Annotated in this window: 19 protein-coding genes and 4 pseudogenes; 16 read left to right on the top strand and 7 right to left on the bottom strand. The window is 62.4% G+C overall.

Translation table 11 applies throughout. The features are described 5' to 3' along the window. Positions 1–105 precede the first annotated feature (105 nt). Positions 106–1,428, top strand: coding sequence for a site-specific integrase (locus RBB34_RS18345; protein WP_306120701.1), 1,323 nt, complete (start codon positions 106–108; stop codon positions 1,426–1,428). A gap of 1,926 nt (positions 1,429–3,354) precedes the next feature. On the opposite strand, the gene RBB34_RS18350 is transcribed toward RBB34_RS18345, so the two are convergent. From RBB34_RS18350 to RBB34_RS18365, 4 genes are read right to left on the bottom strand one after another with little or no spacing between them, the layout of a single operon-like run. Further along, positions 3,355–5,925: a hypothetical protein gene (locus tag RBB34_RS18350; RefSeq protein WP_306120702.1), complete on the bottom strand. Its 2,571-nt coding sequence runs from the start codon at positions 5,923–5,925 to the stop codon at positions 3,355–3,357. Then, the gene (locus tag RBB34_RS18355; RefSeq protein WP_306120703.1) at positions 5,900–9,850 is read right to left on the bottom strand and encodes a hypothetical protein; all 3,951 of its coding nucleotides are present in this window, start codon (positions 9,848–9,850) and stop codon (positions 5,900–5,902) included. The genes RBB34_RS18350 and RBB34_RS18355 overlap by 26 nt, the downstream gene beginning before the upstream one ends. Next, positions 9,843–10,925: a nucleotidyl transferase AbiEii/AbiGii toxin family protein gene (locus tag RBB34_RS18360; RefSeq protein ID WP_306120704.1), complete on the bottom strand. Its 1,083-nt coding sequence runs from the start codon at positions 10,923–10,925 to the stop codon at positions 9,843–9,845. The genes RBB34_RS18355 and RBB34_RS18360 overlap by 8 nt, the downstream gene beginning before the upstream one ends. Beyond that, positions 10,925–11,578, bottom strand: coding sequence for a DUF6088 family protein (locus RBB34_RS18365; RefSeq protein ID WP_306120705.1), 654 nt, complete (start codon positions 11,576–11,578; stop codon positions 10,925–10,927). Before RBB34_RS18365 ends, RBB34_RS18360 begins: the two co-directional genes overlap by 1 nt. A gap of 365 nt (positions 11,579–11,943) precedes the next feature. On the opposite strand from RBB34_RS18365, the gene RBB34_RS18370 reads away from it, so the two are divergent. From RBB34_RS18370 to RBB34_RS18395, 6 genes are all read left to right on the top strand, one after another. Then, entirely contained in the window at positions 11,944–13,137 is a 1,194-nt protein-coding gene (locus RBB34_RS18370; protein ID WP_306120706.1) for a DUF932 domain-containing protein, read from the top strand. Between the two features lie 131 nt (positions 13,138–13,268). Then, positions 13,269–15,368 carry a ParB/RepB/Spo0J family partition protein gene (locus RBB34_RS18375; RefSeq protein WP_306120707.1) on the top strand — a complete coding sequence of 700 codons (2,100 nt, stop codon included), beginning with the start codon at positions 13,269–13,271 and terminating at the stop codon, positions 15,366–15,368. Between the two features lie 100 nt (positions 15,369–15,468). After that, complete coding sequence (locus RBB34_RS18380) at positions 15,469–16,515, top strand: toprim domain-containing protein (protein ID WP_306120708.1); 1,047 nt, start codon at positions 15,469–15,471, stop codon at positions 16,513–16,515. 339 nt (positions 16,516–16,854) lie between these two features. Next, positions 16,855–17,784, top strand: a complete 930-nt coding sequence (locus tag RBB34_RS18385; protein ID WP_306120709.1) for a DUF2493 domain-containing protein — start codon at positions 16,855–16,857, stop codon at positions 17,782–17,784. A gap of 7 nt (positions 17,785–17,791) precedes the next feature. Next, complete coding sequence (locus tag RBB34_RS18390; RefSeq protein WP_306120710.1) at positions 17,792–18,376, top strand: hypothetical protein; 585 nt, start codon at positions 17,792–17,794, stop codon at positions 18,374–18,376. Positions 18,377–18,934: 558 nt separating this feature from the next. Then, positions 18,935–19,267, top strand: a complete 333-nt coding sequence (locus RBB34_RS18395) for a DUF736 domain-containing protein (protein WP_306120711.1) — start codon at positions 18,935–18,937, stop codon at positions 19,265–19,267. A 52-nt stretch (positions 19,268–19,319) separates the two neighbouring features. Here RBB34_RS18395 and RBB34_RS18400 read toward each other — a convergent pair whose 3' ends face one another. From RBB34_RS18400 to RBB34_RS18410, 3 genes and pseudogenes are all read right to left on the bottom strand, one after another. After that, entirely contained in the window at positions 19,320–19,538 is a 219-nt protein-coding gene (locus RBB34_RS18400) for a helix-turn-helix transcriptional regulator (protein ID WP_306120712.1), read from the bottom strand. 89 nt (positions 19,539–19,627) lie between these two features. Next, positions 19,628–20,122: pseudogene (locus tag RBB34_RS18405) on the bottom strand (IS5 family transposase); the annotation flags it as partial. A gap of 318 nt (positions 20,123–20,440) precedes the next feature. After that, positions 20,441–20,791 (bottom strand): annotated as a pseudogene (locus RBB34_RS18410) (transposase); the annotation flags it as partial. Between the two features lie 236 nt (positions 20,792–21,027). Between RBB34_RS18410 and RBB34_RS18415 the strand changes: the two are divergent. The 9 genes and pseudogenes from RBB34_RS18415 to RBB34_RS18455 all read left to right on the top strand — a co-directional run. Continuing rightward, positions 21,028–21,309 carry a DUF2285 domain-containing protein gene (locus RBB34_RS18415; protein ID WP_306120713.1) on the top strand — a complete coding sequence of 94 codons (282 nt, stop codon included), beginning with the start codon at positions 21,028–21,030 and terminating at the stop codon, positions 21,307–21,309. A 128-nt stretch (positions 21,310–21,437) separates the two neighbouring features. Continuing rightward, positions 21,438–21,551, top strand: a pseudogene (locus RBB34_RS18420) (DUF6499 domain-containing protein); the annotation flags it as partial. 10 nt (positions 21,552–21,561) lie between these two features. After that, a complete protein-coding gene (locus tag RBB34_RS18425; RefSeq protein ID WP_306120714.1) occupies positions 21,562–22,158 on the top strand; it encodes a DUF2285 domain-containing protein in 597 nt (198 codons plus the stop codon). 138 nt (positions 22,159–22,296) lie between these two features. Continuing rightward, on the top strand, positions 22,297–23,079 hold the full coding sequence (locus RBB34_RS18430) for a hypothetical protein (RefSeq protein WP_306120715.1): 783 nt from the start codon (positions 22,297–22,299) through the stop codon (positions 23,077–23,079). A 155-nt stretch (positions 23,080–23,234) separates the two neighbouring features. After that, entirely contained in the window at positions 23,235–23,519 is a 285-nt protein-coding gene (locus RBB34_RS18435; protein ID WP_306120716.1) for a helix-turn-helix domain-containing protein, read from the top strand. Continuing rightward, positions 23,516–23,980 (top strand): DUF2840 domain-containing protein, encoded by a 465-nt coding sequence (locus RBB34_RS18440; RefSeq protein WP_306120717.1) that lies wholly within the window; start codon positions 23,516–23,518, stop codon positions 23,978–23,980. The genes RBB34_RS18435 and RBB34_RS18440 overlap by 4 nt, the downstream gene beginning before the upstream one ends. Continuing rightward, positions 23,977–24,489 carry a S26 family signal peptidase gene (locus RBB34_RS18445; RefSeq protein WP_306120718.1) on the top strand — a complete coding sequence of 171 codons (513 nt, stop codon included), beginning with the start codon at positions 23,977–23,979 and terminating at the stop codon, positions 24,487–24,489. The genes RBB34_RS18440 and RBB34_RS18445 overlap by 4 nt, the downstream gene beginning before the upstream one ends. Before the next feature lie 3 nt (positions 24,490–24,492). Continuing rightward, positions 24,493–25,254, top strand: coding sequence for a lytic transglycosylase domain-containing protein (locus RBB34_RS18450; RefSeq protein ID WP_306120719.1), 762 nt, complete (start codon positions 24,493–24,495; stop codon positions 25,252–25,254). A 247-nt stretch (positions 25,255–25,501) separates the two neighbouring features. Beyond that, positions 25,502–25,905, top strand: a pseudogene (locus RBB34_RS18455) (type VI secretion protein); the annotation flags it as partial.

The following is a 25,905-nucleotide window of genomic DNA, read 5'->3' on the forward strand; positions in this document are numbered from 1 at the left end:
CCTCCCGTAAACCGCTGAAGGAGCCAATCCCAGATCACGACGCACAGCGAAAGGTGGGGCCGAAACAGCGCTTACCGAAATCCGGGTCCGACAGGGACCGAGACGATGGCGAAGATCACGAAGCGAACCGTAGACGGCGCCGAGCCGCAGACCAAGGACTACATCATTTGGGACGATGAACTGCCGGGCTTTGGGTTGCGGGTCTTTCCGTCCGGCAAGCGCAGCTACGTCATTCAGTATCGCGCGCGGGGACGGTCACGCCGCTATGCGATCGGGTTGCACGGAGTGTGGACCCCGGAATCCGCCCGCCGCGAGGCGAAAGTCCGATTGGGTGACGTCGCGCAGGGCGATGATCCCGCAGCGGAGCGGGAGGAAGAGCGTCGCGCGGTGACCGTTCGGGAACTGTGCGACCAGTACATCGCCGATATGGAGGCCGGTCTTGTTCTCGGGAAAGGCGGTCGCCCGAAGAAGGCCACCACAGTCGCGACCGATGTTGGTCGCATCCGCCGGCACATCATCCCTTTGCTCGGCACGCGAAGGATCAAGGACATCACAAAGCCGGACATGAACAATTTGATGAAGGACATCATCGCCGGGAAGACGCGCGTGGTGATGAAGACGGAAAAGCTGCGCGGAAAAGCCATTGTGCGCGGCGGCCGCGGCACCGCCATCCGTACTATGGGTCTTCTCGGCGGCATCTTCACCTACGCGATCGAGGCGGGGATCATCGATCAGAACCCAACGCACGGCCTCAAGAAGCCGAGATACAAAGTGCGCGACAGGCGTCTGAGCGAAGCCGAGTATCGGACGCTGGGTGGCATCCTGAAGGATGTCCAGAGTGACAATCACTATGGCATTCACGCAGAGATCCTCCGCCTCATCGCTCTGACCGGCTGCAGGCGTGGCGAGATCATCGGTCTGCGGTGGAGCGAAGTCGATATCGAGGGCAGTTGCCTTCGACTGAAGGACAGCAAGGAAGGCGCTTCTGTCCGCCCCGTCGGTCTTCCGGTCATCGATTATCTTGAAGCCGCCCGCCTGAAACGGGATGGCACCTATGTCTTCCCCGGCCAAGGCGAAGACAACGCCGTTGGAAATTTCCCACAGAGCTGGAAGAAGCTCTTTTCGGACACTCCGCTTTGGGATGTGACGCCCCATGTACTGCGGCATAGCTTTGCCAGCATCGCCAACGATCTTGGCTTCACCGAAATCACCATTGCCGCGCTCATCGGGCACGCGAAGGGCTCCGTCACGAGCAAATACGTCCATACGCTGGACTCGACCTTGATCATGGCCGCCGACACTGTGTCGGGCTACGTGAAGGCGCTTCTCGAAGGGGTCGAGTTCAGGCGGAACACGTACGCTCTCGACCGGCAGACACGACGAACCGCTATCAATGACATGCTAATCGAGGCACGGCCGCTCAGCTAAAGGATGCTTTCGATCACGCCTTGTCGATCCGCTAGCTGTCATATTTGACAGCCAACCCGACTCTATCTGTCAGATATGACGGTTAGCACCCTGCATTTGATGACTCCGCTTGCGCGCCGCATCACTTTCCGTCCTCGGCGTCGGGATCGGGGGTCAAGATCGGCCACGGGCGCTCCGACGCAAGATCGGGATGGCGTGGTTCCGATTCTGGAGCACCGTACTCGTCCCGGAGCTTGTCTATGAGGTTGAGACAACGGGCGGCGGGGTCATCCTTGCCGCCGCTGTCCGTCATCGCCAGCAATTTCCGGCGCAACTCGACCGCCGGGACCGGCACGACATTGTAAGCACCTTCCCAGTTCTCTGCCGGGACGTGCTCCGTGACAGCGCTTTGGATCGACTGCCACGTCATGAACGAACGTCCGGTTTTCATCTCAAAATCGATCAGCATCAGTATGCCTTCCGTGCCAGGGTCTTCGGCAACCGCGCTAGCCAAAAAGGCAAGCTGCTTCGTCGTCGGCCCATCCTTCAGGAGGTCGTTGACATAGGCGCGGATCTCGGAGAACTCCGAGATCAACCCGCCCAGTTCGCGTTGCCAATGCCATCCGTCGTATGACTTCCCGTCGAGCGCGCCGCTAACGGTCAAGTCAATAAGCCGGCGCGCGGCGGATATGGTGCCGAAGCTCAGCGCGGTCGCGCGCCACGCATGGTTCTGGTAGAGACGCGTGTCGTCTTCGGCGAGTTTGAAAGTTACGTCTTCTGCGTCGTCCGAGGACGAACTGCCGAGTCCGCGGACCATCTCTTCGAGCATTTGTGGATGACGTTGCGCGTCCGGCATGCCGCGCACGATGGCGGGCAGATCAGTGACAGGCGTGGCGAACGGCAAAAGGCGCAACCAATCCCGTAGTTGATACGCGTCGCTCTGTGTCAGAATCCAGGTCTCCTTCTTGGCCGCCTCAAACGTCTCAGCTATGCCGTCGGCCACGAGCTTGATGTCAATGTCCTCGCCAGCGAGGACCAGCGACAACAGTAAGGCTGCGCGCACCTGCCTCGGCGCGAGAGAAATCAGCTTCTGGATCGTCGCGTCACGCTGGCCGTGGGGGAGCCGTGATCCCACAATGCCAAGCGCAACCGCCAGCCTCAATTGCGCATCCGACGAACCATCGACAATTAGGGTATCGATTGCGCCGAAGATCGCCTCCGCCTCGCTCGATGTCTTGGCGGGATCGGCGGCGCGAGCCCCCCGGCGCGCTTCCACCCGCGAGAAGTCTACGCCGATGGGGAACTTTTTGTCGTCTTTGGGATCGTTTGCCTCAAACCACTGGGCAGCCAGCACACGCGCAGCCAACTCGCCAAAATGCTCATCCGTCAGGTATGCACGCATCAGCGCAGCGGTCTCCGGCGCATTGATCGCCAAAAACGCCCGTTGGTACTCATGCATGTGTGGATGCTGCGCTTCGTGCACAGCGTCGCGATCCTTCCATCCGCTCGCGGCAGCTTTTTCGCGGAAAGCCCGATAGCGATGCAAATTGTCGTCAAGCATTCTCTTCAATAGCGGAAGATGCGCGACGGACGGTGCGCGGCTCATCATCGTTGCAATGGTAGCTACTCGCCAGCGCTTCTCATCCCCACCGGCGAGCATGCGTTCAGCCCATTCGCGCGCCAGCGCGCCGATTACAGCCAAGGCTTCTTCACTAAAGGGTCGCGCCCGTTCGTCGTCGCCGTTGGTCTCGCGGGAAAACAGCTCGGCTAGTTGGACGATTTCCTCATTATCGGCATCCGCCGCCCGCGCCTGAACGGCGGCCACCAAACTTGCGCCTGGCGTGTGGCCTATACGGTTTCGCAGACCGTGATAGCGATCACCCGCAGCCTGATCGTATTTGCCGCTGGCGTCGCGCACGACTTTCCCAGCAGCTAGATACGTGTCGATCAACCGACCAACAGCGTTTGGTCCCAACACTGAAGCAGCGGCCTCGGCGCGATCGTCGTAGCGGCTTGTTTCTTCGAGGGCGATCCCGAGCAGTGCGTCGTCCTCAAAGGAAAACCCGGCGGCCGCAAGAATATTGTCTGCACCGTAGAAGAGACCGCGGCGTTCGTGCAAGCGACGCAGCAAGCCGTCAGCGAGTGCCTGCGGATAGCGTCTTCGCACTTCGTACAGTAGATGTGTTTCGCCATCGCGCTTACGGTCGATTTCCATCTCGGCAACGATCCCAGTAACCTCAGTCCCGCAGTCATCTCCGCCGGGCGAGTAAACAAGCGTACGCAGTCGCTCCATGTGTGAGTTTCAACGGCCCTGAGCCGTTCGCGCGCTCGCTGGAGTTCCTGCCGAACAGCATCAACTGCAATGTCGTCGAGGTGACCCTTTTGGGCCAGGATATCGTAGGTCGCGTCGCCCGCGTCAGCGAGCAAGTCGGCGACGTGGCGATCCGCTCGTCGAAATGACAGCGCATCGACAACCGTCGCTTTCACTGACGGCTCGCTGTCACTTTTCGCGATTGAGGTCGCAAGATCGAGGCCGTCAATTCCGCTGTTCGATGCGATTTCATGCAGTACGTTCTTGCGGATTTCCGGTGGCAGCGCTGCGATGCGGGCCGGCGCGTCGTGCCCAAGCACGGATGGGCGAAATTGCTTCGCCGCCCGGAGGGCGGGCAGGTGCACTTGGGTGTTCGTGTGCGAAACAAGCGGCCAAAGAAGATCGGCGAATTCCGGCCTGCCGGACGCGATCATGAAACGTACCGCGCGATCCAACTTGCCTGGTGCGTGCCACTTCTCGGCGAGGCTCCGCATTTCGGTGCCGATCGGTGCCCAAACCTCGTCGGTGGCGCGGAAGATCATCTCGCCTGCGAGGACAGGGTCGACTTCGAAAGCTGCACGGATGGCGGCGCTGCATGCAGCCTTATGTAAGTTGTCGCTGCGCGCGCTTCGTTCGACAGCGAACAAGACTGCTTCTTCCCACGGGCGCTGATTGAGCACCTCAACCTTCAGCTTCTCGCGTGTGGCCGGATCGCTGACGGCCTGTAGCATCTGTCGTTCGACATGGTGCGAGGCGTACCATTCCTGAAATTGCTGGTGCTGAAAGGAGTAACCCTGCGCGTCGCTCGACCGCGTCAGAACGTGATTGCTGACAAGTGTATCGAGCACCGTGTCTGGCTGCGTGGCGACGGTGATTTGCCCGTCGTCCATCAGGAACCGAGCGGTCTCGGCCACCGACCTGCGCGCGTTCGTGTCCGCAATCGCCGTGTTGGCCGCTGTCGTCGCAATCGCAGCGAGACCATCCAAATAGTCTTTCTGGAAGCCTAAAGTCGTAGCATGGAGAGCCGCAGCACGGCGGGCGTCCTCCTCGTGCACCGCCACGAAGCGTCGCAGTACTTCTTCTTTCGTGGTCGGAAAAGGCACCCCCTCTGGCAGCGACAGAAGCGCCGTCAGATAGAGAGGAATTGCCACGAGTTCACGGACACCCGCGGTCCGCCACGCCTGATCGACAAGCCGCACGCCAGCCTCGCCGCGCATGCCGCGCGCGATCTCCATTTGTTGTTCGTCATTGAGCGGCAGCAGATCGACCCGCGTCCCGGCGAAGGGAATGTCGAGAGCTTGCTTGCGGGTTGAGATGACGAGACCGAGTTCCGGCAGTTCGGTCTTGAGTGCGGTGATCTGTACACGCGCCCGTTCACGTGCAGCAGCATCCATCTCGTTCCAGCCATCGAGAAGGAGAACAACGCCAGGCTTCGCCGCGACGGCGCGAAAATCCTGATCTGAAATCCCACTGAACGCAGGTCGTTTCAGCACCGAGGCGAGCAACGCATCGCCTTCCGCGGCCCAGTCGCCGAGAGGGACGATCAGCGGCGTGCAATTCCCAATCTCCAGCACGCGTTCGGCGATCTGAAAAAGCGTCGTCGTCTTTCCCATGCCCGGCGCGGCGACAAGAACGAGATCATCCAGAGTGGTCACGGCGTTGGCGAGCGCGCGCGTACTCAACGCCTCGTCAATATGCTTCACCTTTAGCGTCAATGTGAGCGCCACCTCTGTGCTCGGCCATTTCGGCGTCCGGCGGAACACGACGAGGTCGTCGGAGGCAGCCGCTTGAAGGCGGCCGAGCAGTTCGTCCGGCGTGGGCGCGTGCATTTCCGGCCCATACGGCACGTTGTGGATCACACTGCGCCACGAGTCCTCGTTCGTCTGCCTCTTCCAGTCGTGCAATTCCTCAACCGTGAATTTCGAATCCTTCGCGTCGACGGCGCGCCCGTGCACGTCGCAGAGCCAGATGCCATTGTCGGCAGCTCTTCGCTCTTCGCGCGTCATGTTGGGGTCATATCGGGGACCGCCCGGTGCTGCGGCGCAAATATGCGAGGCTTGACCGATATTGATTTCACCAGAGCCATCGGAGGTGGCTGCGTGGGTCAAACGGCGGCATGCCGGATTGGAGCAATGGCCACGTGCCTGCCGCTCGATTGCCCGCTTCGTCGCGGGCGTAAACTCATCTCTCTTTGTGTTTTTGGCCATTGTCGGCTCGCTCGAGTGAGTACGCTTGGTCCCGCTCGGGCGGTCGCCCTTCGGCTGGACCATTTTCGACTTCGGCAGACATTAAGAGCAAAGACACATACCCCGCTGCCTCGGCGGTCGTGCTTGACGTTCCGCCAATCGCAGCCTGCGCTTCCGCTGCAAAATCCACATCTCCGGTTCGCAGATACTCGATCAGTTCGGACACATCCGTTTGCAGAGTTGGGTCAAGAGCATCGAGCTGTCGTGCCAATCCCTCGTGCTTTTGGGCGAAGGTCGCCTCCAAGTTTCGACGAACAACAATCTCTTCTTCTGGACGAGTCTCACTCCCAAGACGTCTTTGGTCCATTGCGCCGAGTTCGCTGGCAAGGCTCAGCACCTCTCCGAACATGCTTGCCATCGCGGACGGTGCTTGTGACAAGCCGAGTTGCTCGGCCCACAAGGCAGCGCACTCCGGGTCCGGAAGGAGGGTCTGGTAACCGGACTTTGCCAGCGCCGGGAACGCGACGTCCTCAATGTAGGGCATAATTGTCAGATGGATCGAAGAGTCCACCAATGACCGTACAAGGTCTGTTTGGTCAGCAAGCGAAACCACGGCGTCTGCAATGTCAGACGCGGGTAGCAGCGCCAGAACATCTGCTGGCGGCCAAGGTAAAATACCTTTGGCTCTGACGCGCAAATGGAACTGTGCGACGACCCAGGCTTCATCGGCCACGCGTTCAATTTCTGCCTTTCGCTGAACCAGGCGTTTGTCCCCCGCAGCTTTGGCTGAAAGGGAAACGAGCCGTAGAGCGTTGCCCGCTCGTGCGCCTTTGCCGCGCGCCGCCCAACTAGCCACCGGCGGCTCCTGTCTTTCATGTGCTTCCCCAGCGAGCAGCCGAATTGTCTCTAAGAGCGTCTTGAGCCGTAGGAGCGTTGCCGGAGGCGCATCGCCGATGAGCTGCCAAGGCTCTTGGGCGACGGCCGTATCGATATCGGAGATAAGTTCGTTCAGCCACGCAATGTAGGCGCCTGCCTGATCTGGCAATAGCGCGAACCTCTTGACGAGATTGACGCTGACGCCGTGCAGGATGTTTTGGAATTTGGTGACCGCGGTGTTCGCCTCTCGGCTCCCATCGCCTGATGCGTCAAAGGACGAAAGAGCTGGTGGCGTTAGTGCTTCAGTGTCCGCATTGAGTGAGTTCAGCTTGTCGGCGAGGTTGCCGAGTGCATTCTTTCCTCGAAAATGCGCGTCGAAGACCTTCTCCATAATCGGCACAAGGGCATCGAGAATTGCCACGCCTCTGGCAAGATAGTCGCTATAGCTCGGAGCGGCGACGCGGCGGGAAATGAGATCACCCCACCGCCGATTCCACTGAGGAAACGACGGCGGGGGAAGATTTTCTCGGGGAATCCGCTTTGTTGCGAGCGGCATGCGAGCAAGACCAGCCAACTCGCCACTTGCGGTAATAGCGTTAGACACTGCAATGTCAGCCGACGGGCACAGTGCCAATATCCGCTCACACAGGCTTACGACCGCGTCGTGCGGATTGTTCTGCACAGAGCCGGCAACGTACCAAAGATCGCAGCGGACGATCACTCCATCATCGGCATCTTCCAGCGTTACAGGCCCGGCCCAGGCTGTCTCTGCCTGAACCCGTGCGAACAACGCCTCTTGCCCGACCTCGGCGACCCAATCACTGGCGATCTCACGATCTAGGGCGGACAAGGTGCCCATCAGAGACCCCAAGAGATCTAGATTGGCATTCAAGAGGCCTTCTGGAGTCTGCATGAGACTGGTCCGCACCGAGGCTGGCAATGGCATTCCGACCAACGCTGCGAGAATCTCATCTAAGCTCACCAAATCCGCAGTCTCAATCAGGACAGACAAGACAGAGGGTGACATACGCTCCATCAACAGGCGGCGAGGGTCATCTTCCGGCGAACCTTTGATCTGCGAGAGTCGATCCGCCGCGGCCTGGACCTCCGGGATGATGCTGAGACTACTCAGATCAATATCCGCAATCCCGAACATTGCGGCGCTTCCGACTTGCGTTCGTGGCAACGCACGCGCTTCAGGCGTGTCCAGCCATTCGTCGACACCCAAAGAAACGCGGCCCGAACCCAGACCCCGGAGCGCTGACGCCAACGCCCGCGCGTCCTGTTCGCCCTCTACCCGGGTAATCAAGCCATTGAGCACTGCCGGGACAGGCAAGCGCCGCGCAGATAGCGTGTCCGCGACCAAGGGCGCCAGATCGGCGGCGGGCACACTTACGACCGTCCGTTCGAAACTCGTTTCGAGGGTCGGTAGTGTTGTCTGGTGCGTGAGCTGCAGCAATTCTTCGGATCGAAGCTGGTGTAGGCCGGTGACCGAGCCCGGAGCAGGTGAACGAACCAGATGTTCCTGGATGAGGCGCTGTAAGGCGCGTGAAAGATCGGCCTCACTGACCGAGAGCGCGCGCGCCAATCGAGATGCATCAACTTGAGCATTCGCTGCGCCTGCCCAGGCGCCGGATCGCAAAATATCAAGTTCGAGGGAACGCTTCTGATCTGAAACCCTGACCGCAACTTGGTCGGCGAGGAGTTCGTGCATCCTCTGTCCGCGCGTCAGGATATGAACGTATTCTAGAAGAAGGCCTTCGCTCATCTTCCACGGCTCGCGCCAACCCGCCCAGTTCGTCTTTTCAGCTTCGCGCAGTTCTCGCCAGAGTCGTTCTGCGAGTTCATCGTCGGGATCGGCGCGTATTTCGGCTGCACGCGCGCGCTCGGCAATCAGCGTGACATCTTCTTCTCGGACCGAACCGAGCAGGACGACGCCAGGCACGGACATCGCCTCTTTCAGCAAGGCGCCCCAGCTTTCTGGCCCATTCCGGCCGACATCATCCATGACGAAGCCCAAGGGACTGTCTACTGAAGCGCGAAACGTCCGGATCAACTGGCGCAGAGATGGAACATCCTCCGCACTCAGACGACGGATACGAAACCACCGCACCGTATGGCGCAACGCGTTGGCGGCCTCCCACATCAAAGCGGATTTTCCGGCCCCTGATGGTCCGACGATCAACGCGGCCCGGCGTTGTTCAATACCTTCCACCAGAGCCGACCTGTCTCGGGGGCGTTCGGCCACCAAACCCGCCGCGATGTGACCGGGTTCTACGTCGACCCCGAGATAGAAGTTCGGGTCTTTGAGAGGCGTAAGGAAATCTACCGGTTCGCAAACACCATCCCTGAGAGCGCGTTCGATCGCGTCAATGTCGATAGCGGCCAAAACATCGCGGATTGACGTATCGGTGTCGGAGATCGAAACGCCACGATAGTTCTCCGACGCCAACCGGCCATTGGCGTCTGCCAAGGCACCCACGCGGACCAGCAGATCGGCAAAGCACATCTGGGCTGCGATCGGGGCGCAGTTCAACCGATCTACGATCAGGCTGATCGCCAACTCCTGCGGTGAGGTCGTGACGATGATCGAAGTTCTTGGGAGAAGATCAGAGGATCCACTGAACTTTGCAAGCTTGGTGCTGATCGGACCTTCGATCAAACGAGTTGCAGGGTGGCCGTCGAGGGGACCAAGGCCCGCCACTTCGCGCTCAAGAACGAGCTCCAGTTGCTGCGGCTGCGGTGCGGAGCCAAGCGACCGCTTCCACAGGTCCTCAATGTGTCCAACCGTCTCGCCCTCCGTATAGTCCCCAAGGTGTTCCCGCCGGCTCTTGACCTGGACAAAGCTCGTTTCTTCGCCCCGCAGCTCAATGTCGTCACCACCTTCCGGGATCACGATGGCGGGCGCTCGCTGACCAGCCCATATTTCTACCGCCAACCAAGCGGACACGGCATCCTGGTAACGAAAACCCCGGCCTGCATTGGATCCAGCTCTGGATGCAGCTTTGGTCGGTTTGGACGATGACTTGGAATCACGGCGTGAATTCGGGCCTCTTGTCTTCTTAGCCATGTTTCTGGCCGTCGCTTTCTTGAGCTCCTTCCGCCGTGACATTCAGAGTCGTCTCAAGTGCAATGATATCAGCGATAATCTCTTCAAAGGCCGGATCGTCTCCGAAGATCATGCCCGACATGGCGCGATAATCGCGGCTAAGGTCGTCGAGCATCTTGCCCTCGGGGCGAAGAGAGAATGTGGGGGGCGTTGCCGTCGCAAGATCGAAGGCTGGGCGATTGAAGAACATGCGAGCATGGGCCACGCAGTCGGCACCCAGTTCGCGATCTTTCATCGCCCTTTGCCCAGTATCCGAAGCCAAAAGTTGGTGTAAATCGTAATAGTGGCGCGAGACCCGTTGGCCGTTTCCTTTGAGTTCTCCGCGGTTGTCGAACCAGCGCCGCAGCCCATGCACGATCACGACCTTGTCCCAAAAGGTCCGTTCCGGATCGACCGTTGTGACGTTACCGACGCCCAAGTCGATATCTGGGATATCACTTTCTAGATACGGCCGGATGACGCGATCCGAATTGGGATCGAGAGCGGACTTCGCGCCGGACTCGATCTTTACAGCCTTACCGACATAAGCATCCTCGGGCGTTGCCGTCGGATAACGCACATAGAGCGCCTGACTGTCTTCGGGGTCAGGCTCAATGCGGAGCTGTTCCGTGCTAACCTCATTGCGTTTGGCCGTTTCGCCTATGATCGCGGTCAGGTCCGCCAGGCATGCGCCATTGATGTAAGTCTCGCACGCCGCCTTGATCGCATCGAGAGCTTTGCCGCGTTTCTTACCGCTGAGAGCTTCCAGCTCCGCGATAGAAGCTGCTTCTCCCAGATCGTCACGGAAGACAGTGACATCGATATCTTCCGAGAAGCGCTTGATCAGGCCAAACCCTTTGGAGAGTGATGTGCCGCCTTTGAACAGCAAGCGTGGCCGGTCTGCCAATCCGTTAAAGAGTGCATCAAGGGTCCAGCAAACCCAGAAGTCCTTTTCGACGTTTTGGGGTGTCGTACCGAGGCGTTGGGCAGTCGTCGTATATAGACCCAGCCGTGTTTCATCGTCTGCTGCGATGACCTGATCGAATGCAGAGTTCATCATGTGTCGGCCTGTTCTTTCAACATCGGCCGCAAAAAGGTCTGCATCCAGCTTGGCAAGGTCGACAATCCCGCCTGCAGATCTTCCCGGATCGCCTGTCCATTCTCTGGGTTCTGAAGAATTGCGGTCAGCCGCCGCTTAAGAACGGCATCCTCATCGACGTTACCCATCGTGTCCCGTAGCCAATGCAACGCCTGGACGACGCGCATGGCCGGCCGACCGGCCCAGTACAGCTTGCTTGCAGCGGTCGGCTTGAACGTGATTCCGAGTTGGCCGAGTGAGACCGACTTGAGCCGCGCATCCGCGTGCACGACGATTTTTGCAGGAACCGCATTCGTAAGTCCGAGATCATTCGCGGCAGTCATGCCATCGACGAGTACGCGGATTTGGTCCCGTCGAGCGATGGCCTCGATAACCTGTCTTGGATCGGGAGGATTGCTTTTCTGCGTCAGACTGTTGAATGACGGTTTGTCGTAAAGCCCCCGATCCACCCGTCGCAGACTTCCAGCGCGTGTCAGCCGCTGCAGTGTCTTGTCCACGGCGTCGCGCGCGCCAAGATCGAGGAAGTCTCGCGGCGTCCAAACCCCTCTTGTCGCACCCTTTTCGATGCGCTTCAGGATCGCGGTTTTCAAGTCTGATACGGTGGCTGTCATGTCCGAAATATGTAGTGCTATTTCGGACAGATCGCAAGAACCGTGTCCGAAATCTGTAGGTGCGCTTCGGACAGAACTTAAAGTGATACGAAACCTCACACTCCAGCGTCCAGGCTGTGAGGTCTCGTATCATCGAAGGAGGTAGGCAGGCGTCCCCTGCGGGCCGGGCTGTCGGCGAAGCGGAAGCCCCTCATGGGTCTTCCCCCTGACGGACGTCCATCCCTGACGCGGGGCGCGGCGCGCCGGTATGGCGTAAGGCCGCTATGTCATGCGGGGCGGCCAGAGTGAGAGGGCCACGGCTATCGCCGTGACGGGTTTGAAGGTCGAGAGAGAGGCTCTCGGGCCGCCCGTCATGGAGAACAGCCATGACTGCAATCGAGATCATGAACGGCCGCCCCGAGAGCGGCGGCTACAAGGTGGATGTGTCCCGCGGCGGGAATAACGGGCGGGTATCGTCCGAGTGGTTTTCGCGGCCCGACGACGAGAAGTATCTCTCCCTTTCGGACCTCTACGCTTCCGTGAAGGGGCGCGCGGAACGGAGCCGGACGCGCACGGTCGAGAGCGCGGCGATCCGGGTCGAAGCGCATCGCGACGATCCGGAGAACCTGGCGCTCGTTCTGCCGGATACCGAAGCACCCGTCGCGCCGACCCATTGGAGCTTCGGCCAGCTCGCCAGCCTGGTCAGCGCACCGGCCGCCTATCTGCGCCAGCTTCCAGCCCCGCTCGCGGGCATCAATCTACAATATGGCCTCACCAATCACCGCGCCGAGCAGGTCAAGACGATGGAGGTCGCAAACGGTCGCACCGAACTGCGCGCCGTCACGGGCCCGGACTATGGCCGCATCTACGATCATGAGCTCGTCGCGGCGGTCCAGCGCATCGCGGGCGACGGTGTTGGCGACACGCGCTGGAAGGTTCCGGGCGTCCTCGACTGGTCGACCGGCGTCTACAACCCGATGATCGACGTAACCAGGGACACGACCACGCTCTACGCCTCGGACCGCGACGTCTTCCTCTTCCTGGTCGACGACCTGAATCCGATCGAGGCAGGCACGCTGCGAGATGGCTCGCCCGACCTCTTCTTCCGCGGCTTCTATTGCTGGAACTCGGAGGTCGGCGCGAAGACGCTCGGCATCGCGAGCTTCTATCTCCGCGCCGTCTGCCAGAACCGCAACCTCTGGGGCGTCGAGGACTTCCAGGAGATCACGATCCGGCATTCCAAATACGCCGCCAACCGCTTCGCGCACGAAGCGGCGCCAGCACTGGCCAACTTCGCCGACTCGTCGCCGCAGCCCTTCATCCAAGGCATCCGCGCGGCGCGTGAGAAGATCGTCGCCCGAAGCGACGAGGATCGCGCCGACTTCCTGCGCAAGCGTGGCTTCTCGAAAGCCGAGACCGGCAAGATCGTCGAGACGGTTTTAGCCGAGGAAGACCGACCACCGACAAGCGTCTTCGACTTCGTCCAAGGCATCACCGCCGTTGCCCGGTCCAAGCCGCAGCAGGACGCGCGCCTCGCCATGGAGACCCGCGCCAAGGCGCTCCTGGAGCGCGCCGCGTAGGCGTTTCCGTTCAGCCCCAACCATCCGCCCACGGTCCATCGCTCCCTAGAGGGAGAGGTGGGCCGTGGTTTTCGTGACGGGTTTGGAGGCCCGAGAGAGTGTCTCTTGGCCGCCCGTCGCGGAGAAGTCTCATGACCAAGTCGAAGAAAATCACCCTCAGCGCCTCGCGCGACATCCCCTTCAACAAGCTGGTGCTCAGCCAGGCGAATGTCCGCCACATCAAAGCCGGCGTCTCGATCGAGGAGCTGGCCGAAGACATCGCCCGGCGCACGCTGCTGGCGAGCCTGACCGTCCGGCCCGTGCTCGACGAGGACGGCGCCGAGACCGGCATGTTCGAGGTTCCGGCGGGCGGGCGCCGCTTCAGGGCGCTCGAATTGCTGGTGAAGAAGCGCCGCTTGAACCGCACGGCCCCAGTGCCCTGCATCGTGCGGACCGAAGGTCTGGCCGAGGAAGACAGCCTCGCCGAGAACGTACAGCGCGCGCCGCTCCATCCGCTCGATCAGTTCCGCGCCTTCCAGGCGATGCGCGAGAAAGGTAAGTCCGAGGAAGAGATCGCGGCCGCCTTCTTCGTCTCGGTCAATGTCGTCAAGCAGCGTCTCAAGCTCGCATCCGTCTCGGACACCCTGCTGGAGGCCTATGCGGACGAAGAGATGACCCTCGAACAGCTCATGGCCTTCACGGTCAATCCCGATCATGAGCGCCAGGAACAGGTCTGGGAAGCGCTCAAGCAGCACTACAACAAGCAGCCCTATGAAGTCCGCCGCATGCTGACCGAAGGCGCCGTGCGCGCCTCCGACCGGCGGGCTCAGTTCGTCGGCCTCGACAACTATGTCGAAGCCGGCGGCGAGGTGCTGCGCGACCTGTTCCAAACCGACGATGGCGGCTGGCTGCAGGACGCGGCGCTTCTGGAGACCATGGTCGCCGAGAAGCTCAACGAAGAGGCCGAAGCGATCCGCGTCGAGGGATGGAAGTGGATCGAGGTCGCGACCGACTTTCCTTATGGCCACACCTACGACTTGCGGCGCATTCGCGGCGAGGCCGAGCCGATGAGCGAGGAGGAAGAGCAAAGCTACACCGCGCTCAAAGCCGAATACGACAAGCTCGAAGACGACTATGCCGAAGCAGACGAACTCCCCGAGGACATCGACGAGCGGCTGGGCGAGATCGAGACGGCGATGGAAGCGCTCCAGAACCGCCCGATCCGGTTCGAGGCGGACGACTATGCCATCGCGGGCGCCTTCGTCAGCATCGATGGATCTGGGCGGCTGCGCGTCGAGCGCGGCTATGTGCGGCCCGAGGATGAACCGGTCGAAGAAACCGACGCGACCGAGGGTGCTGCACCTGTCGACCCCAATGCGGATGATGTCACCGACGACGAGAGTGCGGAGGCACATCAGGTCGACGAAGACGAGGATGACGACGGCACCAAACCGCTGTCTGATCGCCTCATCTGCGAGCTGACCGTCCATCGCACGATGGCGCTGCGCGATGCGCTCGCGGGCGATCCGCAACTCGCCATGCTCGCCTGCCTGCATGCGATGGTCCTGCAGCTCTTCTACCATTACGGCCAGGACAGTTGCGTCGAGATCACGCCGCGCTCCACCCAGTTCGGGTCGCAAGCGCCGAACCTCGGTGATGCTCGGTACGTCCAGTCGATCGATCTCGGGATCGAGACCTGGGCGGGCAATCTTCCGAAAGAGCCGGAAGACCTGTGGGATGCGCTGGCCGAGTGGGACAGCGACAGCCGAGACGCACTCTTCGCCCATTGCGTGGCGATGACCGTCAACGCCGTCCAGGAACCGCACTATCGCAAGCCGCGCCAGATCGCCCACGCTGATGTTCTCGCATCGACGCTCGGCCTCGACATGGTGAAGGCGGGTTGGGCACCGACGGCGGACAACTATCTCGGCCGCGTCACCAAGGCGCAGATCCTCGCCGCCGTGCGCGAGGCGAAGGGCGACAAGGACGCCGACCGCATCGCCGGGTTCAAGAAGCCCGAAATGGTCGAAGCCGCGGAAGAACTGCTGGCGGGGACGGGCTGGCTGCCTGCGCCGCTGCGCACGCCAGCGCTCGTGGAAGAGCCTGACGAGCCGGAGTTCGAAATCGTCGACGACGGTGATGTCGAACGAGTCGGGCAAGGCGAAGCGCAATCGGCGGCAGAAGACGGCGAAACGGTCGTGGGCGATGTCGAGCCGATCGACGATGATGAGCAGGTCGCCGCCTTCGCCTGAGGCGACCACCAATCGAGGGAGCGCTCCCCCAGCTCCCTCGCGCCTGGGGCCTGCCGGACGCGGCAGGCCCTTTTTCGTGCGCGCTTCCCGGAGACCGAACATGGAGAATTCAGCATCAGACCTCGCGCAGCGCCTCGGCCGCGAGGCCGAAACCGTCTGCCGTCATTACCTGTCGAACGGGCGAAAGCAGGGCCGCTACTGGATCGTCGGCGATGTCCGCAACACGCCGGGCCGCTCGATGTACGTCCGCCTGAAGGGCCCGGAGTCGGGCAAGGGCGCGGCCGGCAAATGGACCGACGCGGCGACGGGCGAGCATGGCGATCTGCTCGACGTCATCCGTGAAAGTTGCGGTCTGGTCGACTTCGCCGACATCGCCGCCGAGGCACGCCGGTTCCTCAGCCTGCCGCGGCCCGAACCGCCAAAGCCCGAGCCGTTCGCCAAAGCCCCCACCGGATCGCCGGAAGCCGGGCGAAGGCTGTGGGCCATGGGCAAACCGATCGCCGGCACTCTCGCGGAGCGCTATCTCGCCGGACGCGGCCTTGTCGGTGTCCGGACGGTCAGTGCCCTGCGCTTCCACCCGGACTGCTATTACTGGCGCGAGGATCGCGCGGATATGGCCAAACCAGAAGCCTGGCCGGCCTTGCTGGCGAAGGTCACCGACGCTGACGGCAACATCACCGGTTTGCATCGGACCTGGCTCGATCCCGAGACCGCGAACAAGGCGCCGCTCGATCCGAACCGCAAGGCGATGGGCCATCTGCTCGGGCACGGCGTGCGCATCGGCGCAGCGGCCCGTATCGTCGCAGCGGGCGAAGGCCTTGAAACCATGCTGTCGCTGCGCATGGCACTCCCCAAATTGCCGGTTATCGCGGCCCTTTCGGCGAACCACCTCGCAGCGCTCGCGCCGCCCAGCGGGATCGAGCGTCTCTACATCGCCGCCGACGCCGACGAAGCGGGCCGAATCGCGACCGAGGCTTTGGCCGAAAGGGCGCATGGCCAGTGCATCGAGACAGTGCCACTCCGCTTTCGGCGAAGCGACGCAAACGAAGATCTGCGCGCATTCGGGCTGCAAGGCCTCCGCGCGCACCTCCGGAGTCAACTGGCGCCGGACGACGCCGCAATCCTGCTGCCATCCTCCGTAGCCTGATAGATCGCTGCCAGAGCGTCGTCGTACCGGTCGCGGATACGTTTCCCCGATACAGAGCCACGCCTCCGGCCTTCCTTGAGAGGGGCGAGACGGAGCGGAGCCCGCCCGGTCCGGCAACGGCTACGACGGCCCCGTTTTCCGCCGCCGAACCAGAGGTTCGGCTTTGCATCGCGAGACAAAACGGGGCCGCCTCCGCCGTCCTCCGCTGACGCTCCGGTTCCACCCCATCGCGCGAGCGCGATGGGGACCCCTGAGAATGCAGGCCCGGACGGCCGCCGCTTTCCCGTCGCCCGGGAAGGCCGCGAGAGGCGCGGTCTTCGAACGAGGAGACGATCCGCCATGACCGATCATGCCGACACCGCCAGCCGCTCATCGACCGCCATGGTCCTCGACGAGCTGCAACTCCACGGCTACCGACCCTTTGCCGGCGAGCCCGACCCAAGACCGCTGCCCGAGGCCGATAGTATTCGAGGCGCGCTGACCGACATCTTCGACGCGCTCATTGTCAGCTTGAGCGACACACGGCTCGAACCCGATCTCGAAGACCTGCTCTGGTCGACGACCAACGTCTTCCACCGCATGGCGACCCGCGTCGACCGCGAACTCGACACCAACGAACAGGCGCAGAAGCGCTCCCAGCGCGAACAGGACGGTTCTGAGGTCCGCTCAGTCGAACTCGAAGAGCTGACCGCACAGGGCCTCACCCTGATCGAGCGCCGCAACGCCTATGAAGGCATGCGCGATGTCGCCGCCGACCTTTTCGAAGCGCATCTCGGACAGACCTGGCATCCGCATTCCGGCTCGCACACGAACCGACGCAATCTGACCGCCTCGCTTATCGACAGCCGCGACTTCCTCGCCGCCAAGCGCCGAACAGACCTCGAACCGCTCCTGCCGACCGGCACGAAGATCGCCTTCGCCGGCGGGACGGACGTCGCCGACCACACGGCCATCTGGGCCGCGCTCGACAAGGTGCATGCCAAGCACGCCGATATGGTCCTGCTGCACGGCGGATCGCCCACGGGCGCTGAGAAGATCGCCGCCTGCTGGGCCGACAATCGCAAGTGTCCGCAGATCGTCTTCAAGCCCGACTGGACGCGCCACGGCAAGGCCGCCCCGTTCAAGCGCAACGACCAGCTCCTCGACACCGCGCCGATCGGGCTGATCGTCTTCCCGGGCTCGGGGATCACCGACAACCTCGCCGACAAGGCCAGACAGATGGGCGTCCCTCTCTACGACTTCCGCCCAAGGAAAGCGAGGGCGTCGTGACCCAGCGATGCCCGCTGCGCATCACCCGAACGCGCCGGAATATTCCGGCGCGCGATACCTCGCGCTATACTTCCATCGCGTCATGGCGGCGGTTGGGGACGCGCTCTCATCGAGGAGACCGCCCATGTTCATATCCGCCATCTTGAGCGCGTTCGGGCTCGGCCTGCTCATCTATTTGCTGTTCACGCTCGCTGTCTATGCGCTCCCCTTCTTCGTCGCCGTCACGGTCGGCATGTATGTCTATGACACCGACGCCGGCCTTATCGCGGCGTTTGCATCCGCATTCTTCGCCGGCGCGATCGCCCTCATCGCGGGTCAGATCGCCTTCGCGACGATCCGTTCCGTACCCGTCAGGCTCGCCATTGGCCCTGTCTATGCCGCGCCCGCCGGTATTGCGGGCTACCACGCCATCAAAGGCCTCGCCGAGATCGGCGGCGCGGGCGAGACCTGGACGCTCGTCTTCGCGTGGATCGGCGCCATCATCGTCGGCGCCACGGCTTGGGCGCGCATCGCCTCCCTCGCCGGGCCGGACGAGGATTCGCCGCAGACGGCGATCTCCACGACTGGAAAGCGCGCGGCCAACGACGGCTGAAACTCTCGATCCGTCACATCTGCGACCGTCACCCGATGTTGATCGTGTCCGGAAAGAGGGATCCGGTTTGCGCCTGAGGGCAAAATCGCTGCACCTCGTTCCCGCTTGAGCGCATCGACGCCAAACTCAACGGTCCTGCCATCTTCCCGCCAGCGAGTCGCTGTTTCCGTCAGGCGAGATCCTGTTGGAAAGGATGCGACTTCGCCTTTCTGCATGTCTAAGCCTGTCTTCGCGCGACACCCGCCGCCGGGGTCTTGCCGGTATCCATGCGCGGCTGTCAGCCTCTCTCCCGAGCGCCCGTCACCCGCGTCCGTCACGGCCTCTCAATGGGCTGATCTGACCGGGGTCGGCTGACGCCTCGACCGCCTCGGCCGCAACGGCGGGGCCGGACTTTCGTCCCCTGGCCGTAGGCCATTCCTCGCGAGGCAAGAAAGACCGTCCCCGCCGTCCTCCGCTCACGCTGCGGGCCACAGGGGCTGCGTCTGCGGTCGCCCCGGCCTCTTCGATCGCCATCGAGGCCGCGAAGGGCGCGGGCTCGAAGCCAAAAGGAGAACTGACATGGCCACCATCGGAACCTTCAAGAAGACCGGCAAAGAGTTCGTCGGTGAAATCGTCACCCTCAGCGTGCAGGCGAAGAACGTCCGCATCGTCCCTGAGGAAGGCTCATCCAACGGCAACGCGCCGAGCCACCGGGTCTTCGTCGGCTGCGCCGAGATCGGCGCCGCCTGGTCCAAGACCTCTAACGAGGGCCGCGACTATCTGAGCCTCAAGCTCGACGATCCGAGCTTCACCCAGCCGATCTACGCCAACCTCTTCGACGACACGGTCGTCGAAGGCGAAGAGAGCTACAGCCTCATCTGGTCGCGCGCCCGCCGCCAGAACGGCGACTGAAGCCGCCAGCGACACGCCCCGTCCGGCAAGCCGGGCGGGGCGTTTTCTCAGGTCAGTCTCGAGCGGACTCCTCCAACAGCTCAGCCGGCTTGACGCCCAATTCACGTGCGAGCCGTTCGAGCACGTCGATGCTCGCTGCATACTGACAGCGCTCAATCGAGCTTATGTACGTTCGATCAATCTGTGCGCGGTGCGCCAGTTCTTCCTGCGAGAGCCCTGCATTTCGGCGTAGCTTCTTCAGATTCGTTGCCAGCGTTTCGCGGATCGACATGATCGCGAAGAACCAGCATTGTAGAGTATTTAACCACGGAGTATTCTCTACAATTCGTGATGCCATCCGTTAAGAGTCGGTTTCGAAAGTCATGACGAGCGGGCCAATCGGCGAATGAGCAGCATTGCGGATGCGGCATAGAGGAATGCTGCGGCGGAATTGACGCTCGCTTCGAAGTCTTTGGCAAGCCGCCTGTTGCGACCGATCCAGGCAAAGAAGCGTTCGACCACCCACCGCCTCGGGAGAACGACGAAGCCGACCTGATCGGGTTGCTTTCTGACGATTTCGACGAGGATGTTTGTGGCTTGTGTCACGCGCTCATGATTGTATCCGCCATCGGCCCAGACGTGCCTGACGAAAGGGAAGAAGGGGCGCGACACCTGCAACAACGGGCCGCCGGCATCGCGATCCTGGATGTTGGCTGGATGGGGTTCGACAAGCAGCGCCCGCCCGTCCGTGTCGACCAAGGCGTGGCGCTTGCGGCCTTTGATCTTCTTGCCGGCATCATAGCCACGCGGCCCGCCAGCTTCGGTGGTCTTGACGCTTTGGCTTCTTCTTTGGTTGCCGCCCGTGATGCAAGAAGTTTTTGATCCCTTTGACGAGCGATCGAGTGCGGTCTTCTTTCAGGCCTCGATGTGCGGCGCTTTCAGAAGCCGCGGGCCGGTATGGAGATCAGCGGATCAGGTCCAAATCTGTCGATCGTGCTTGGAGGCACGTAGCCAAAGGCTGGTTTTCCTGACCCAGATCTGTTCGATCGTTACGCCCATTCAGGTCATCGACTTCTTACACTCCCCTCGGCGCCGGCGCTTAGTGATCCTGATAGGCTCTCCGCTTCATGGCTCATAGATTACCATGCTGGCACATCGCGATGCCGTCTGGGGAGGGCGGCAACCATCCCATCTGTCGATGATTGCGGCGGACGGGTGGGCGTCGCGGCCGACACGTTCGCGATCCGCCATGACCAGTGCGTGGTTGATCTTCTCGAACAGCGAACCGTCGCGAAAGGCCGCGAACCAGCGAAAGACGGTCGGCCACGGCGGAAAATCCGACGGCAAGAGCCGCCATGTGATGCCGCCGCGCAGCACGTAGAAGATCGCGTTGATGATTTCCCGCATCGGCCAGGCGCGGGGCCGGCCTGTCTTCGGAGCGGCAGGCAGATACGGCTCGATCAGCCGCCACTCCTTGTCCGTCAAATCGGTCTGGTATCGCGCCGCAGGGCGACTATGCTGCTTACGGGTGGTCGGGGTCCACATGACAATCTCCAGGAAGCTTCGCAACTCCTTGGAATCAGATGAGCCTCGACCGCTCAACAACTTTCGAAACGGCCTCTAAGATGCACGACCGAGAGAAGCCTTTGGAGACAGAGAACTGCAGAACGCGCCGATCGATTCATTCACAGCGATTCGGCACTTTGAAACCGGGCCGCAGTTGCTCATCGCATGGTTTCCAGTTCATTAACCCTTGGTGACGCCCGCTCGAAGACCTCGCAATGAACCGTTCGCCTGACCCGCCGCTCGAAGACGCCCCGCCCTCCGACGATTGCATCACGATCTACGATCGTGACCACCTGAAGCTCTATATGCGTCTCCTCGATGCCGAAAACTCCGGTGCATCGGTCGCTGAGGTCGCAAGAATCCTGCTTGGCATTGATCCGGAAAACGAACCGGAGCGTGCGCGCCAGGTCCATAACAGCCATCTCAAACGCGCCCACTGGATGACCGAACACGGTTACCGCGATCTCCTGACCAGAGGTCTCCCTTCATCCAGTTAACGAAGCGGTGATGCACACCACGCATCACCTCATGCCGATCGTGGTACTAGGCAAGTACAACCAGCGGACGAATATCGTTAGCACGGGGGCTTTTTTGAGTTGATCACGCAATAGCGGAGAGATCGGCCATGCCCCGCGATTGGCGCGATGATCGAGCTTACGACCATTTCGACAGCCTCGACGTTTCCGGGCTTGCCTGGGAGTGCCTGAGACGCAACGAAAGCTATCGCGCGGACTATGCGCGGATGCGACATGGCGGAGAAGCGCCCGCTGATTGGGGGTTGCGATTTCCCTGTCGATCCCGACATCGCCGCACCCAGCGCGCCCGTCTTCTGGCGACCGGAGATCGCGCCGGCCGTCGTCACTCTGGTCGCTGCTCTGCCAGACCTCGGGCTGCCATCCGTCAGCTTCGCCGACAACATCGCCGAGCAGCGCACCGATGACCGGGGCCTCTCCTGGATGCGCCTTCACAGCGGCGCCGTTCTTGTTCGCGCCAACACGGACACTGCCTCCGAGTCGCTTGGCGTCCTCATCCCGCTGGACGATGACTGGCCTACCCGTGTCGCTGCGGCCGACCGCCTGCGACGCCGGCTGATCGAGCGCACGGCCGATCCGCCGCTAACGCTCCAGCAGCGCGAACGCCTGAAGCGGGCGCTGCGCACTGTCGACGGGCGACGCGACGGCGCCAGCTATCGGTCCGTCGCCACCGTCTTCTTCGGCGCCCGGCGCGTCGTTGAGGAACCCTGGAAAACGAGCTCGCTCAAGGCGCAGGTCGCACGCCTTGCCGCACACGGACGGATGTTGATTGACCATGGCTATCGGCGGCTTTTGCAAGGGAGACTGCATTGATCAGCCTCGAAACCTGCTGCGTTGCAATCGCGGCAGTGCTCTATCTATCTTTCGAGCATGACTTCGACAGAACGAGAAAATGCTTCGAATACGCCGCCAATTTTGGGGCGGACGCGCCGCCTGACCTCGCAGCACAGGATGACGTTCGATCGCATCTTTCACAGCGGCGGCGGTTACGTCCTCGATTTCTCCGACCGCACGATGGCCGAATGGTTCGAGGAAACCCTCGACCTCGACATCTTCCAACAGCGCTTTCAGATCGAGGGTCACAGCAAAGGCAAGACACTGAGAGGCTTCGTCGAAGTCGCCGAACCGCGTCTCGTCGCGAAGGTTCTGCGTGCGCTTTGGGCGTATCGCTGCGGTCTCGATGGATACAGCGAAGACGATCCGCGCGAGGAAGAGCGTCTCAAATCCTGGCTCGACCAGTTTACGGACGAGCTCGACAATGCGTCTTCGTTGAATCTCGACGACGCGTTCAAAGACTTCTCTCGAGACACCACGCTGCCGAAGCTTCGCGCCTCGATCGCAGGCGATCTAGTGGCCGAGAAGCCCGATGTGGCGATCGACCGGCTTCACACCTACTGCGTCAAACGCTTCCGCGCGCTGCTCGCCGAGCGCGGCGCACCCGTCGATGCCTCGACGCCCTTGCACGCTATCTTCGGCGCGTATGGCAAACTGCTGCGCGATAGCGGCGACGTCAGCGCATTCGCGCTGCCAACGCTGCGTGTCCAGCACAAGCTCTTCGAGGGGCTGAACGACGCGCGAAACAAGCGATCCTTCGCTCACGACAACGATCTCTTGGTCGTGTCGGAAGCGCAGTTCATTGTCGATTGTGTGCTCTCATCACTGGCTTTCATCGAGCGCATCGAGGCCGACCGCGTGTCGGCGGAGCAGACTTCAGACGACGGTATTCCCTTCTAACCACGCCGAGCGACCGCCGGCCTAAGTCCTGGACAGGGGGTGACGTTTTCGTCGATCGCTGATCGTCATCCCTCCCGGACACGCTTCTCCGCTTTTGTGACCTCCGACAGCCCGCCGCATCCCGCGGCGCGGCGCAAGCACCGGAGGCGCACCCCATGCCCGATCCCAATGCCGGCCTTCCGCCGCGCTATCTCAGAACCCCCGAAGCCGCCCGCTTTCTCGGGCTCTCCGGCCGCACGCTGGAAAAACACCGCACCTATGGCACCGGCCCACGCTATTCGAAGATCGGCGGGCGCGTCGTTTACGCTGTCGATGATTTGCGGGCCTGGGTCGGCCGCGGCGAGAAGTCATCGACCTCCGACGACACCGGCGACACCGTGTTGCCCGCCAAGCGGCACGCGGCCATCTCGCCCGCCTATGCGGACAAGAGCCGCTCATGAGCTGCCGCACCACAGTCGATCTTTTGTGGATCGAAGGGCAGGTCGAGCGCTGGATTCGCTTCGGCCGCATCGTCCAGGAGACGCTGACGAGCCGCAGCCGGAGCACCGTCGGCTTCGATCCCGGCGCGGTCTTCGCCTTCGTCCGATGGTCGTCGAACGACTACGGCACCGTCGAGAGCCGGATCGACATCCTGCGCGCCGTTCAGCCGGGCGCGAACTGTTCGACCGTGCCTTGCGTGACGCCCGGTGGCGAGATTCTGCTGCGCCTTTCCGGCTGGCCGAAAGTCGAGGCGGCGCTGCTCGCCATCGACCAGATCGAAGCGCTCGGGCTCGCCCCAGAAGACGTCTGCCCGGACCATTGGCGGCACGTCCACAACCGGCTGATCACCGGTCTCGACCCGCGCGCCTATAACGAACTGCGCCATGACGCCTGGCTCAAGCGCCGCGAGATCGACGCATGAGACGCGCGCGCAAAACTCTCATCCTCGGCGGGTCGGCGCTTGCCTTGATCGGCGCATCGGCAGTCGTCCGAAGCGACCCGGTCGCGCTCTGGAATCCATCGTCCAGCGTTCCGGTCGGCTTCTACGCCGTCATCCCGATCGAGACCCTGGAAGTGGGTGCCTTGGTCGCCGTGCGACCGCCCGAGCCGCTCGAAGCCTGGCTCGTCGAGAACCGCTATCTCGGTCACGACACGCCGCTCCTGAAACACATTGCGGCATTGTCGGGCGCCGAAGTGTGCCGCGATGGCGCCGTCATTCGCATCGACGGAGAGGCAATCGCCGAGGCGCGCGAGCGCGACCGGCTCGACCGCCCGCTGCCTGTCTGGAGCGGCTGCCATCGGCTCACGGACGGCAAGGTCTTCTTTCTCAACGCAGATCATCCCGCGAGCCTGGACGGGCGGTATTTCGGGCCGCTCGGCGCCGAGACGATCATCGGCCAAGCGACGCCGATCTGGACGCGGGAGGACTGATCGATGGTCCGTCTTCTGCAGACTGCCCACCATTCGGGCGCGGTCCGTCCCGCAGCGCTTGTGGTAGCCGCGCTCCTGTTCAGCAGCCCATCGGCCGCGGTGTCGCAGCAAACCGTCGACGTTTCGGCCGACGCGCAGGCGACAGTCCAGGGGGCAGCGATCGACGCCTACATCGCCGAAGCGGCGCAGCGCTTCGCCATTCCCGAGCGGTGGATACGCGCCGTCATGCGGGCCGAAAGTGCGAACGACCCACATGCTGTCAGCAGCGCCGGCGCCGTGGGCCTGATGCAGATCATGCCGCGAACCTGGGACGAACTGCGCGCCCGCTACGGTCTCGGCAGCGACCCGTTCGAGCCCCGAGACAACATCCTGGCGGGCGCTGCGTACATGCGGGAGATGTACGACCGCTTCGGCGCGCCGGGGTTTCTCGCAGCCTACAATGCGGGACCGGAGCGTTACGCCGAGCACCTCGCGACCGGCCGACCGCTGCCGCGCGAAACCCGCGCCTATGTCACCGCCCTAGCGCCCATCGTCACCGGCGCGCCGACAGTTCCTCCGCAGAGCGAGCGCACGACGATTGTCGTCGACTGGCGCGCCGCACCGCTCTTCGTCGCCCGGATCGATCGCCGTTCCGCTGACCAACCAATCGCCGATCAGCAAGCATCCGATGGACCGTCAGCCCAGCCCGCGATCTCAAATCTCGTACAGCCTGAAGAGCGCCCGACAGGTCTCTTCATCCGTCCCCAGGCGGAGAATTCGCAATGATCGACCCAATCGCAGTCTGGCGCACCACGGCGTGCATCATCGCATCATCGGTAGGAGTGCAGCACACGGAGAGTGGAACAACGGCAGGAGGGCAAGATAAAAGGCCGGGCGCGCGAGGCGCCTACGGCGTTGTTGTTGTTGGGTTTTTCGCACGCCGCACGACAGTCGACAGTGCCGCACATACCGCTAGCGCCCTGTTTTTCCTGCCGTTTTGCCGTGCCAGTCGGCCAGCATGGGCCGTTTCACCGTGAGCGGACGCGACAACGACATCCGTATCCGCCCCGGCCGTATCCGCGACAAGGGAACATCGGGCCGGAAGGCGAAGAGTTTCGTCGGTCAGGTCATGCGCGCGGCCAAGAAGGCGGGGCATACCGGCCATCGCTTCCGATCGCCCGGTGGGCGCGCCGGGCGATCGACCTTCGGTCGCGGCCGTTTCGTGAACGTCGCGCGCGGCCTCGCCCGGACGCAGCGCCGCGTCATCGTCAACGCACGGATCGCGCGCCATCGCGGACAGAAGTTCCGATCCGCGCCGCTGGCCAAGCACATCGATTATCTGAAGCGCGAAGGCGTCACGAAGGACGGCCGCGATGCGGCGATGTTCGACAAGGAGCACGACACCGCCGACGATCGCGCCTTCGCCACCGGCACCGA

This window comes from Roseitalea sp. MMSF_3546 (assembly GCF_030732865.1).
Classification (GTDB): domain Bacteria; phylum Pseudomonadota; class Alphaproteobacteria; order Rhizobiales; family Rhizobiaceae; genus Roseitalea.

Excerpts from the sequence above, each read along its gene's own strand:
- RBB34_RS18345 (WP_306120701.1), top strand. The coding sequence starts at position 106 with ATGGCGAAGATCACGAAGCGAACCGTAGACGGCGCCGAGCCGCAGACC.
- RBB34_RS18350 (WP_306120702.1), bottom strand. The coding sequence starts at position 5,925 with ATGGCCAAAAACACAAAGAGAGATGAGTTTACGCCCGCGACGAAGCGG.
- RBB34_RS18355 (WP_306120703.1), bottom strand. The coding sequence starts at position 9,850 with ATGGCTAAGAAGACAAGAGGCCCGAATTCACGCCGTGATTCCAAGTCA.
- RBB34_RS18360 (WP_306120704.1), bottom strand. The coding sequence starts at position 10,925 with ATGAACTCTGCATTCGATCAGGTCATCGCAGCAGACGATGAAACACGG.
- RBB34_RS18365 (WP_306120705.1), bottom strand. The coding sequence starts at position 11,578 with ATGACAGCCACCGTATCAGACTTGAAAACCGCGATCCTGAAGCGCATC.
- RBB34_RS18370 (WP_306120706.1), top strand. The coding sequence starts at position 11,944 with ATGACTGCAATCGAGATCATGAACGGCCGCCCCGAGAGCGGCGGCTAC.
- RBB34_RS18375 (WP_306120707.1), top strand. The coding sequence starts at position 13,269 with ATGACCAAGTCGAAGAAAATCACCCTCAGCGCCTCGCGCGACATCCCC.
- RBB34_RS18380 (WP_306120708.1), top strand. The coding sequence starts at position 15,469 with ATGGAGAATTCAGCATCAGACCTCGCGCAGCGCCTCGGCCGCGAGGCC.
- RBB34_RS18385 (WP_306120709.1), top strand. The coding sequence starts at position 16,855 with ATGACCGATCATGCCGACACCGCCAGCCGCTCATCGACCGCCATGGTC.
- RBB34_RS18390 (WP_306120710.1), top strand. The coding sequence starts at position 17,792 with ATGCCCGCTGCGCATCACCCGAACGCGCCGGAATATTCCGGCGCGCGA.
- RBB34_RS18395 (WP_306120711.1), top strand. The coding sequence starts at position 18,935 with ATGGCCACCATCGGAACCTTCAAGAAGACCGGCAAAGAGTTCGTCGGT.
- RBB34_RS18400 (WP_306120712.1), bottom strand. The coding sequence starts at position 19,538 with ATGTCGATCCGCGAAACGCTGGCAACGAATCTGAAGAAGCTACGCCGA.
- RBB34_RS18415 (WP_306120713.1), top strand. The coding sequence starts at position 21,028 with ATGAACCGTTCGCCTGACCCGCCGCTCGAAGACGCCCCGCCCTCCGAC.
- RBB34_RS18425 (WP_306120714.1), top strand. The coding sequence starts at position 21,562 with ATGGCGGAGAAGCGCCCGCTGATTGGGGGTTGCGATTTCCCTGTCGAT.
- RBB34_RS18430 (WP_306120715.1), top strand. The coding sequence starts at position 22,297 with ATGACGTTCGATCGCATCTTTCACAGCGGCGGCGGTTACGTCCTCGAT.
- RBB34_RS18435 (WP_306120716.1), top strand. The coding sequence starts at position 23,235 with ATGCCCGATCCCAATGCCGGCCTTCCGCCGCGCTATCTCAGAACCCCC.
- RBB34_RS18440 (WP_306120717.1), top strand. The coding sequence starts at position 23,516 with ATGAGCTGCCGCACCACAGTCGATCTTTTGTGGATCGAAGGGCAGGTC.
- RBB34_RS18445 (WP_306120718.1), top strand. The coding sequence starts at position 23,977 with ATGAGACGCGCGCGCAAAACTCTCATCCTCGGCGGGTCGGCGCTTGCC.
- RBB34_RS18450 (WP_306120719.1), top strand. The coding sequence starts at position 24,493 with ATGGTCCGTCTTCTGCAGACTGCCCACCATTCGGGCGCGGTCCGTCCC.